Below are 10580 nucleotides of genomic sequence, written 5' to 3'. Positions count from 1 at the left end.
CGAGTTTTCAGGGCCTCAACAGCTCGCTGGCAAGCCAGCTCCCACAGGATGTAGCAGCGGCCAAAGGCCGCGTCCGGGGGCACGGCGCCAGGAATTATTCTTCGGGGTCCTGCGGGTGGTTCTGGCTCAGGTAGCGGTCCAGGGTCTCGTTGCCGGCGCCGCTGTTGTCGCCGGCCACGGTCCACATGTGCCGTTCGATGCCCTGGGCCACCAGGTGCCCCACCGCCGCTTCGATCGCCGACAGCACGCACAGCTGCGCCGGTTCGTTGGTGGTGTAGCCGACTTCGGCTTCCAGCAGTTTCTTGAATTCGATGAACTTGAACACCCCGGCGCTGCGGCTCACCGAATAGATGGTCTTGGTGGTCATGACGTTGGCCAGCACCTGGCCGCTGCGCACGTCCACCGCGCGCAGGTTGACGGTCACCTGGTCCACCCGGTATTCACGCGACAGGTCGATGCCCAGGTAACGCGCGCCCTCGCCGCCACTGCGCACGTTGGTGTCGTAGGCGATGATGCCGCCCTCGAGCATCAGGTTGGCCGCCTGCAGGGCCGGCAGCTCGGCGGCGATGTTCTCCGGGGCGTTGGGCTTTTTCTGTGAGGCGCGGATGATCTTGCGCTCGGTCAGCAGGTTCTGCAGCCCCTCGCGCTCCAGCACCACGAACCAGCCGCTGGCCTGCATGGCGTCCATCAGCATGCTCGCCGCGCCCTGGGTCACGCTGGTGGAAAACGAACTGGCCGGGGTGGGTTTGTACTGCCCGGTCTGATCCCGGAAGCCATACACCACCGCCATCAGCCGGCCCCGTGGCCGCGGCATCTTCAGCAGGTCGTAATAGGTGGACGCCCTAGGTGTCAGCGTCGGGATGGCGGTGTCCTGTTCGGCGGACATGGGTTCGCGCAGGCCGCAGCCCTGCAGGGTGGCCATAATGGTCATGGCCAGGATCAGTTTTTTCATCACACACACTCCCCAGGTAGCCCAAGTCCCTTACTGGGAGAGGCCATTGACCTTGATTTCCGACACTTCGCCCGTGCTGCGGTCCGTCACGTTGATGCTCAGCGCGCCGTCGTTGTCGATCACGTTGACGATGAAGGCATCGGTGGACAGGCTCCCCGAATTGCCCGTGGAAATGTTGTCCAGCACCTGCCCCAGCAACCGTGACTGCAACTGGCTGGTGAAACGCTCCAGGGCCGTGCTGCCCGCAGGGGTGGACTTCTTCAGGTCCGGGTCGTCGAAGTCGTTCTGGGCCTGGGCGTTGTTGAGCAGCCAGGTGCCGTTCAACGGGTTGCCGCCGAACGAGGGGTTGACCGGCGTATACACCAGCTCCGTGGCGTGGGCGGCGCCCAACCCCAGCAGGCAGGACAAGGCGCAGGCGTAGCGTTTTTTATTATTCATAGTTCGTCCTTCTCCAGGTCGGTTGTGTCCTGCAACAAGGTTTCCAGCTTGCGCTGGATGATCTGCGCCTTGACCAGGTCGGCCGCCTCGGCGGCGGTGTCCTGTAATGCCACGGTGTTCGGCGGCAGGAAGCGCCGATAGATCACGCGTTGCTGATATTCCACGGTAATCAGGCTGCCCCAGCGCGGGTCGGGGCGCTCGCGCACCACCAGGTTGAAATCCATGCGGCTGGTGGCCCGCAAGCGTTCGGTGAACGCGTAGTAGAAGTCGTGGCCCACATGGGAAATGGCGTCATCGACAATAAAGCCCATCATTTCGTCTTCCTCGTTGCCCTGCGCCGCGCCGGCCAGCGCCACCAGCAGCATCGCCATCGCCAGGCGCCTCATGGCGCCAGCCCCTTCAGCGGGCTGGCCGCTGCCGGCTGGGTAGCGCCATCGGCGGTGGCTTTCTCGGCCACGAACTGCCAGTCGCTGTAGTGCTCCATGCCGTCGAACTCCGACCATTGCGCGGCGAAGCCGGTCTGCTTGAGCGGTTGCTCCTGGGCCTGGCTGTAGACCCCGGTAATGCGCTGGTCCAGGCCCCGCAGCAGCCCCCAGTCGCTGCTGTTGGTGATCGGGTCCGGGTACAGCCGGCGCAGGTGGTGCCGCGGGCTGGGGAAGCGCTTGTCCAGCACCAGCTCATCGAGCTCCTTGGGGTACTGGGCCAGCCCCGGCGAGGCGCGGTAGTAGCTGCGCAGCGCCTCGGCGTACTGGGTGCCCACCCACAACAGTTCGCGTTCGTGGGCGCGGCGCGCCAGGGTCGACCACAGCTGGCAGGTGCTGGCCAGGCTGGCGCCCATGATCGCGATCAACACCAGCACCCCCAGGTAGGTGAACCCGGCAGCGGCGGCCTTACCACTGAGCGTACGGGCTGCCATCGCGCGACCTCCCGTCTGCTCCGCTTTTCACGTCTGCCACGCCACCGGCCACGCCGGCCGGCGGCGGCACCAGCACCCACTGGTCGTTGCGCTCGGTAATGGGGTCCACCGGCGCGTTGCGCAGGTAACGCTGTTCCACCAACTGGTCCAGGGAGTCGGGGTAATGTCCGGTGTCGCCGTAGTAGTGGTCCAGCGCCTCGCGCATGGCCGACAGGCTCTGCCGCAGGGTGGTCTCCTTGGAGGCTTCCAGGCTGTTGAAGTAGCGCGGCAGCGCAATGGTCATCAAGGTGGCGATGATGGCCATCACCACCATCAGCTCAATCAGGGTAAAACCCGTTTGCCGGCGCATAGGTTCACCACTCCCGGTAGGGGATGCCGTTGAGGCCCGTGCCGCGCGCCTGGGAGTAGACGTCGAAGACGTCCTCGCCGTCGCGCGGGTTGTCGGCCGAACTGTCGTAGCTGCGCAGGCCCCAGCCGCCGTTGTCGTCATGCTTGCTGCTGGCGAACGGGTCGCGGGGGATGCGCCGCAGGAAATAGAACTTGCCGCCCTTGGCGCTGCGCACGTCGCGCACGCCGTCCACCAGCACCGCCAGGTTGGGCGGGTAGCCGTTGCTGTCCAGGGACTTCTCCAGGTAGCCGGCGTCATAGGCGCGCTTGTAGGCGTCGATGCCGTCGCGGATCTGGTACAGGGCGTTTTTCAGGTCCTGTTCCTTGCCGCGGCGCACCAGGGTCTCGGTGAGTGGCGCGGCCATGCCGGCCAGCAGGCCGATCAGGGCCAGGGTGACCACCACCTCGATCAGGGTGAAACCGCCCGCTGCGCGCTTCATGGCTCAGGGCCTCTCGCTGGCGGGCGCCGGCACGGTCACCGCCACCGGGGTGGCGGCGCTCGGCGCAGGCAAGGCCCGTGGCTGTTCGGCGCTCTGCATCGAACGGTCCGGGGACTGGACGTGCATGCTGGTCTCGGTGCCAGTGGAGAACTCCATGTCCGACGGGCTCTGGTACGGCAGGTTGCGCACGATGCGCGGGGTGATCGACAGCACCAGCTCGGACTTGGCGAAAGTGTCCTTGTTGCTGCCGAACAGCCGGCCGATGCCGGGAATGTCGCCAAGCCCCGGGATCTTGTTGCCGGTGTCGGCGTGGTCATTGCGCACCAGGCCGGCCAGCACCTGGGTCTCGCCGTCGTGCAGGCGCAGGGTGGTCTGGGCGTTGCGGGTGTCCACCTGGACCGGGATGGTGCCCTGGCGGGTGGGTTCCAGCGGCGTGGCGTTGCTGACTTCCAGGGCGATCTTGATCGCCACTTCGTTGTTCAGGTGCACGATGGGTTGCACCTCCAGCTTCAAGCCCACATCCAGGTAGGTGACGCTTTCGGTGATCACCGGGCCCTGGGTGGACGGCACCGAGGTGGCGCTGATGATCGGCACGCGCTGGCCGATGTGGATGCGCGCCTGCTCGCGGTTGCTGACGCGGATCACGGGGCTTGCCAGGGTGTTGACGCCGTTGTCCTGGGCGTTGATTTTCAGCTGCGGCGACGGCGCGATGGAGATGCGCCCGGCGTTGATGCCACGCAGCTGGGACAGCACGCTCACCGCGCTGCCGTCGCCGTTGATCACGCCGAAGGTGCTGGGCCATTGCAGGCCCAGGTCGAGAATGCGCTGGCGAGCCACTTCCATCACTTCCACCTCCAGCACCACCTCGGGGTTGGACTGGTCCTGGGCCTGCAGTAGCTTCTCGGCCATGCGCACGGCGTCCTCGGTATCGCGCATGGTCAGGGTGTTGAGGCGCTCGTCGACGAACACGTCGCGGGTCTTGAGCATGGTCTTGACCATGTTCAGCGCGGTGTTGGCGTCGATGTTGGTGAGGTAGAAGGTGCGCATCACCAGCTCCTGGTAATCCTTGACCTTCTGCGGCGAGTCGGGGTAGATCAGCAGGGTGTTCTCGTTCACCACCTTCTGGTGCAGCTGGTTCTGCGACAGCAGCATCTGCACCGCGTCCTCGATGCGCACGTCACGCACGAAGATGGTGGCGCGCAGGTCGGGGCGCAGGTCCTTGTCGAAGATGAAGTTGAGGCCGGCCACCTGGGACAGCACCTCGAAGATCGACTTGATGTTGGCGTCGCGAAACTCCAGGGTCACCGGCCGGTCCAGGCGCGTGCGCAGCTGCGGGTAGGTGATCTCGGTGCGGCTCTGCACCAGCTGGATCTGGCTGCGCAGCTCCAGCGCGCCTTCGTTGCGCGGGTCCAGCTCGAGGATCTGGCGCACCTGGCGGTCGGCGGTGAACACGTCGCCGCGGCGCAGGTCGCCACGGGCCAGCTCGAGCTTCTCATCCAGGGTGCGCAGGTAGTCCAGCTGGTTGAGGGCGTCCTTGGCGCGACCGTTGGCCGGCTCGATGTTCAGCACCCGGCCGTAGGCCTGGCGGGCGCTGGCCACGTCATGGTCGGCGCGGGCGACGTCGCCCTGGTGCATCAATTCCTTCACCGAACGCACGCGGCCGTTGCTCAGGGCCAGGTGCAGCTGGGTGTCGCGCGGGTTGGCGCGCAGGCCTTCCTCGATCCGGGCAAGGCCGGCTTCGTATTGGCCGTGCTCGATCAGGTCGTTGCCTTCCTGGTTGGCCACTTTGGCGCTGCTGCAGGCGGCCAGGGCCACACACAGGGCGAGACTGCTGAGCATCAAGCGAGGTGCGTTCATGGGTTACTCCCCACAGACAAGGTCTGGGTCAAATGCAACGGCAGATAGACCAGGCTCAGGGCCTTGTCGTTAATGCTCTCGATCCGCCAGGTGTCGTCGATCACATCTCCCTTGCGCACGACGTAGAGTTTTTCGCCGTTCTGCAGGAACACCTGCAGGTCACGGCTATCGGCCAGCCGGCCGATGAATTGGAACGGCAGCGGCGGCGCGCTGGGGGGCAGCGGCGCCTGTTGCTGTTGTTGCAGCGCGGCCAGTTGCTCGGCGGTGGGCGCCGGCGGCACCACGGCCCAGGTCTGGGCGGCGAACAGGTCGGCGCCCGGCGCCAGGTCGCGCAGCGGCGCGGCTGCGGTGGCGACGGCACGGCTGGCGGTGGCCGGCGCCCGTTGCGCCGCCGGCGCCAGGTCGTCCTGGCGCGGGAACAGCTCGGGGTACCAAGCCAGGCCGGCGGCCACGGCCAGGAACGCGCCCCAGCCCAGGATGCGGGAGGTATTCATCATGACCTCGACAGGTAGAGGGTCATGCGGATCCTTCCGCTCAGGTCGGTTTCGCCGATGCGCTTGCGCTGCAGCTCAAGGTCTTCCACCACCACCGCTGGCAACTGGCCCAGCAGCGCGTGCAGGAAGCGCCGCAGCTGCGGGTAGCTGCCGCGCACCGGCAGCAGGATCTGGTAGCGCGCCAGGTGGGTCTTGGGGTCGATGCCCAGGGCGTAATCGCCGCGGGCCAGGGTGATGTGTTCTTCGGCGGCCAGGGCGTACAGCTTGTCGATCGCCACCGTGGCTTCGGGCTGCGCCGGCAGGCGGCGATGGAACTCGTCCAGCTGGCGCTGGGGCACCACGGGCACGGTGGCGCTGCCCTGCTCCACCCGCGCCAGCAGGTCATCGGCCTGGCGGGTCTGCTCGCGCAGGTGGGCCAGGGCCTGCCAGCCCGGCACCAGGGTCAGCGCCCCGTAGGCGCCCACCACCAGCAACAGCACGACCGCGCCCAGGCCCGCCAGGCCCATGCCGCGCAGGTGCTCGTGGACAATCAGTCTAGAGAGCGCCATCGCCGATCTCCCAGGTGGCCGAGAGGTTGAACTGCACCGGGTGCTCGGGGGCCTCGGTGTCAATCTCGTGGTTGAGCAGCGACACGTCGCGCAGCTCGTCGCTGGCTTCCAGCTGGCGGTGGAACGCCAGCATCGCTTCCAGGTTGCGGGCCTGGGCGGTGATGCGCAGTTGGCCCTTGCGCGCGTCGGGGGTCAGGCTCAACAGCGCCACGTCGCCCCGGGGCAGCGCCTCGAGCATGGCGAACAGGCGCTCCCAGGGCCGGCGCAGCTGCTGCGACACCTTGCGCATCTCGGCCAGGTTCTGTTCCTGTTCGCGCAACTGCGCCGGGGTGAGGCTGCTTTTCAGGCTGGCGGCGGTGTCGTCGCCCAGTTGCTGGCGGGCCAGGTGCAACTGCTGTTGCTGCTCGCGGGCCAGGCCGTCGAGCGCATGGCTGGCCAGCCCGCAACCCAGGCCCAGGGCGATGGCCAGGCCCAGCAGGCACCAGCCCAGGCCGGCGAAGCGTGGGTGGGGTTGGAAGTCCAGGTTCAGGGCGCGCATGTCAGGCCACCGCCCGCGCCATGACGTACAAGCCGTCACGGGCGTCCACGGGACTGTCGAGCAGGCCGCACAGCTGTACATCCGGCAGTTGCGGCGGCGTGTCCAGGCGGCCGGGGGCATGCAGCAACAGCTGCGGCGCGGCGTCAGCCAGCAGCTGGGTTTCCCGGCCAATCAGGGCCGCCAGGGCGGCGTCGGTGTCGGCGCTGCCCACCGAGCGCACGCTGACCAGGCGCCGCTGGCGCACCGTCAGCAGCACGCTGCGCTGGGGCTCGGCCAGCACGAACAGGAAATCATCGCCGGCCTGCGGGCGCACAAAGCGGTTGAACGCCGCCATCAGGTACGGCTGCACGGCCACCAGCCGCAGCCGCCGGGCCTTGGCCATCTGCCGCAGCTGCGCCAGCAGCGCCTGGGGCATGGCGCAGGCCAGGCGGTCGTGGCCTGCCGGCGCCGGGTTAATGGCCAGGCTCCAGGGCTGGCCAGGGGCGCCGTACAGGTCTTCCAGGCACGCGTGGGTAAAGGCCGCCAGCTCTGCCGGGTGCTGGATCTGGTCGCTCCAGGGCACCCGGCAGAATCGGCACGCCTGGGCCGACAGCAGCACGTGCAGCCTGGCGTGCGCCGGGGCGTGCTCGGCCAGCAGGCGTTGCAGGGTGTCCAGGGCCACGCCGCAGGCGCCCGGGCCTTCGTCGATGCAGCCGACGCTGCCCAGCCAGCGCAGCTGGCCGCCACTGCGCACGCCCAGGCCGACGCTGCTGGCGCCGAGCACGGCAATCACTTGATCACGCGACAAAAGTGACACGATTGATCTCCTCCAGCGTGGTGCGGCCTTCGCAGACCAGTTCCAGCGCCGATTCGCGCAGCAGGCGCAGGCCGCGGCTGCAGGCCAGGGCCTTGATGCGGGCGATGGGTTGGCGTTCGACGATCATCTGCCGCAGCTCGTCGTCCAGGTGCAGCAGTTCGGCGATGGCGGTACGGCCGCGGTAGCCGGTGCCCCGGCAGTGGCCGCAGCCCTTGCCGTGGACAAAGTGGTAATGGCCGACCCGGGCCGGGTCCAGGCCCGAGGCCTGCAACAATTCGTCGCCGGGGCTGACTGGCGCACTGCAGTGGCTGCACACCAGGCGGATCAGGCGCTGGGCCAGCACCGCGTTGAGCGCCGAGACCAGGCTGTAGGGGTCGATGTCCATCTGGGTGAAGCGGCCGATCACGTCGAACACGTTGTTGGCGTGGATGGTGGTGAACACCAGGTGGCCGGTGAGCGCCGACTGCACGGCGATCTGCGCGGTGTCGGGGTCGCGGATCTCGCCGACCATGATCTTGTCCGGGTCGTGGCGCAGGATCGAGCGCAGGCCGCGGGCGAAGGTCAGGCCCTTCTTCTCGTTGACCGGGATCTGCAGCACGCCGGGCAGCTGGTATTCCACCGGGTCTTCGATGGTGATGATCTTGTCCACGCCGTGGTTGATCTCGGTGATCATGGCGTACAGGGTGGTGGTCTTGCCGCTGCCGGTGGGGCCGGTCACCAGCACCATGCCGTAGGGTTCGGCGGCCAGCCGGCGCAGGCTGTGCAGGGTGTGGTCGGCAAAGCCCAGGGCCTGCAGCTGCACGCCGCTGACCTTGTCGCTGAGGTCCTGCTTGTCCAGCACCCGCAGCACCGCGTCCTCGCCGAAGATGCTGGGCATGATGGAGATGCGGAAGTCGATCTGGCGGCCGTTGATGCCGACCTTGAAGCGGCCGTCCTGGGGCACGCGTTTCTCGCCGATGTCCAGTTCGGCCATGACCTTGACCCGCGAGATCACCTGCTCGGCGAACTCGGTGCCCTGGATCTTGCTGATGTTGTTGAGCACGCCGTCGATGCGGTACTTGATCGCAAGGCCCGTGCCGGTGGTGCCCAGGTGAATATCGCTGGCGTGCATCTTCAGCGCGTCGTACAGGGTGGAGTTGACCAGCTTGACCACCACGCTGGCGTCTTCGCTGATGCTGGCCAGGGACAAGCTGTGCAGGCTGTCGTTGCTGGCGCCGGCCTCGGCCTGGGCGTCCAGCGCATCCACGGCGTGGAAGCTTTCCTCGTGCCGCGCCAGGTAGGCCTTGAGATCATCGGCCTGGGCCAGGTACAGCGGCGCGCCGCGCAGGGCCTCGTCGATCCAGCTCAGGCGCGCCGGGTCGAAGGGGTCGGCGAACACGCCGATCAGTTGATCGCCCAGGTGCAGCAGCACGAACTCGCGCTTGATGGCCTGGGCCAGGCTGATGCGTTCGAACGCCGGGGTGGCGGCGAACAGGCTGTCGGTGGCCAGCACCGGGTAATGCAGGGTCTGCCCCAGGCAGTCGACGAAGGCGGCGCCGGGCAGTTCGCTCAAGGCGTGCAGGGTGTGCAGCATGCGCTCGCCGGAGTGGGCGGCGTCGGCCCTGGCCTGGGCCAGTTGTTCACGGCTGAATCGAGTCGGTGCGGGCGCCGGCAACGGCGGCTCCACGGCAAGGGACAAACGTTCCATGACCTGCTCTCCAACGCCCGGGGCCCATGGCCCGCTCAACGCGTCGGGGCATGCGGCCTAGGCCGGAACGTCCGAGCGCGTCACTAATCCCCGGTGAGCAATTGTCCGTCGTCCGATGCCAGGTCCAGCGCGCCATGGCGGCGGCGGTCCCCCAGCACCCAACTGCCGTCATACAACTGCAGCGGGAAACTCTCGTTCTTGCTCTGGCGGCGTTCGACGAACCCTTCGGACATGGTCACCCCCGCTTTGGGCTCGCGCTTGAAACCGACCAGGTCGCACACGGCTCGCGCCAGTTCCGCCAGGGGGAAGGGTTTGAACAGGATGTGGCTGACCCCCAGGTCGCGGGCCCGCTCGCAGACCTCGGCGGTCGGGTGAGCGGTGATCAGCACGAAATGGCATTTCCTGTCCTGGCGGACGGCATCGAGTACCTGAAAGCCTTCCATGTCGGGCAAGCGGTAATCGAGCACCATCACATCGGGGGCGAAGGTTGCAGCCAGGCTGATGGCCCTGGCCCCGTCATGGGCTACACGGACGTCCAGGCCTTGCGCCTGGAGGTAGACTTCCAGGTTCTGCGCAAGGATCTGTTCATCTTCGACAACCAGTACTTTGTTAACCAAGGTCGACTCCGTGAAACTTCAGGTCGTGTGACCGGTCGAAGCGCGCCCTTGATAAGGCTTGAGCACACTTCATGCCAGACATGATGACGTTTTTTACCGCGCTAACCCGTTGATTCAACAAGCGTTTATTTTCGTCTCTGAGTGCTTCCCCCACATGTGGGGAAGACCTGAGTGATGGCCATATGATATTCCCCACTAGTGGGGGCAATCCTCAGACAAAATAGACCTGTCCGCGCAGGGCATCGGAAAAACTTCGACCAGAGGCCCGCCCCTGGCGTTCGATCGCGCTATCACGCTGCGTCGGCGCTCGCGGTTGAGGCTGCTCAGGGTCTCGACCTCGCGCACCAGCGGCGCAGGTTCGGTGAGCCCGTAGAAGCCGATCCACTGGGGCTTGTCGCCATCGCCGACGAGGATCAGCGGCAACGCCTCATCCATCCCCAACGGCCGGCCCACCAGGCCCTGCACGGTCGCCTGCACGGCCCGCGGCTCGCCGGTCAGCCAGCGCCAACCGGGGCCGGCGCCGAACTGCCGGGCGTAGGCGGCCAGCGCCGGCGGGTCATCGCGCCAGGGGTCCAGGCTCAGGGACAGCAGTTGCACGTCGCGGCCCACGCGCCCGCCCAGGGCCTGCTGCAACTGCGTCATCACCTGAGGCACCTGGGCGCAGGGGCCGCTGCATTGGCTGTAGACGAAACCCAGCACCACGATCTTGTGGGGCATCAGGTCGCGCCCCAGGTTCACTCGCTGGCCGGCCTGGTCCACCAGGGGTACGTCGGCGAAGTTGACCCGGGTATTCTCCAGGCGCTGACCGGGGGCGCAGGCGCCCGCCAGCACGCACACACTCAACAACCATGACACCGGCCCCCGGGACATGTCGCACCTCATCTGCAATGGCACCCGACGCAATCGTTTA

General features: G+C 67.2%; 14 protein-coding genes. All 14 read right to left on the bottom strand.

Features of this window, described 5'->3' with window-relative positions; translation table 11 throughout:
* Positions 1-94 precede the first annotated feature (94 nt).
* Positions 95-952, bottom strand: coding sequence for a CsgG/HfaB family protein (locus ACWKWX_RS21460; protein WP_476298234.1), 858 nt, complete (start codon positions 950-952; stop codon positions 95-97).
* A 30-nt stretch (positions 953-982) separates the two neighbouring features.
* Positions 983-1390 carry a curli assembly protein CsgF gene (locus tag ACWKWX_RS21455; RefSeq protein WP_416424380.1) on the bottom strand — a complete coding sequence of 136 codons (408 nt, stop codon included), beginning with the start codon at positions 1388-1390 and terminating at the stop codon, positions 983-985.
* Complete coding sequence (gene csgE, locus ACWKWX_RS21450; protein ID WP_483828853.1) at positions 1387-1776, bottom strand: curli production assembly/transport protein CsgE; 390 nt, start codon at positions 1774-1776, stop codon at positions 1387-1389. Before csgE ends, ACWKWX_RS21455 begins: the two co-directional genes overlap by 4 nt.
* The gene (locus ACWKWX_RS21445; RefSeq protein ID WP_483828852.1) at positions 1773-2306 is read right to left on the bottom strand and encodes a type II secretion system protein; all 534 of its coding nucleotides are present in this window, start codon (positions 2304-2306) and stop codon (positions 1773-1775) included. Before ACWKWX_RS21445 ends, csgE begins: the two co-directional genes overlap by 4 nt.
* Positions 2281-2655 (bottom strand): type II secretion system protein, encoded by a 375-nt coding sequence (locus tag ACWKWX_RS21440; protein ID WP_416424383.1) that lies wholly within the window; start codon positions 2653-2655, stop codon positions 2281-2283. Before ACWKWX_RS21440 ends, ACWKWX_RS21445 begins: the two co-directional genes overlap by 26 nt.
* Positions 2656-2659: 4 nt before the next feature.
* Entirely contained in the window at positions 2660-3133 is a 474-nt protein-coding gene (locus tag ACWKWX_RS21435) for a type II secretion system protein (RefSeq protein WP_416424384.1), read from the bottom strand.
* A 3-nt stretch (positions 3134-3136) separates the two neighbouring features.
* A complete protein-coding gene (locus tag ACWKWX_RS21430) occupies positions 3137-4990 on the bottom strand; it encodes a secretin N-terminal domain-containing protein (RefSeq protein WP_483828851.1) in 1854 nt (617 codons plus the stop codon).
* Positions 4987-5484, bottom strand: coding sequence for a hypothetical protein (locus tag ACWKWX_RS21425; RefSeq protein WP_483828850.1), 498 nt, complete (start codon positions 5482-5484; stop codon positions 4987-4989). The genes ACWKWX_RS21430 and ACWKWX_RS21425 overlap by 4 nt, the downstream gene beginning before the upstream one ends.
* The gene (locus tag ACWKWX_RS21420) at positions 5484-6032 is read right to left on the bottom strand and encodes a GspMb/PilO family protein (RefSeq protein WP_483828849.1); all 549 of its coding nucleotides are present in this window, start codon (positions 6030-6032) and stop codon (positions 5484-5486) included. The genes ACWKWX_RS21425 and ACWKWX_RS21420 overlap by 1 nt, the downstream gene beginning before the upstream one ends.
* Positions 6019-6570 (bottom strand): PilN domain-containing protein, encoded by a 552-nt coding sequence (locus ACWKWX_RS21415; protein WP_483828848.1) that lies wholly within the window; start codon positions 6568-6570, stop codon positions 6019-6021. Before ACWKWX_RS21415 ends, ACWKWX_RS21420 begins: the two co-directional genes overlap by 14 nt.
* A gap of 1 nt (position 6571) precedes the next feature.
* Positions 6572-7366: a hypothetical protein gene (locus ACWKWX_RS21410; RefSeq protein WP_483828847.1), complete on the bottom strand. Its 795-nt coding sequence runs from the start codon at positions 7364-7366 to the stop codon at positions 6572-6574.
* Positions 7347-9053 carry a GspE/PulE family protein gene (locus ACWKWX_RS21405; protein WP_416424390.1) on the bottom strand — a complete coding sequence of 569 codons (1707 nt, stop codon included), beginning with the start codon at positions 9051-9053 and terminating at the stop codon, positions 7347-7349. The genes ACWKWX_RS21410 and ACWKWX_RS21405 overlap by 20 nt, the downstream gene beginning before the upstream one ends.
* Positions 9054-9136: 83 nt before the next feature.
* Entirely contained in the window at positions 9137-9670 is a 534-nt protein-coding gene (locus ACWKWX_RS21400) for a response regulator (RefSeq protein ID WP_416424391.1), read from the bottom strand.
* Between the two features lie 195 nt (positions 9671-9865).
* The gene (locus ACWKWX_RS21395; RefSeq protein WP_416424392.1) at positions 9866-10540 is read right to left on the bottom strand and encodes an SCO family protein; all 675 of its coding nucleotides are present in this window, start codon (positions 10538-10540) and stop codon (positions 9866-9868) included.
* Between the last annotated feature and the right edge of the window lie 40 nt (positions 10541-10580).

This window comes from Pseudomonas imperatae, assembly GCF_057128625.1.
This window is presented reverse-complemented; position numbering and strand designations above follow the sequence as displayed.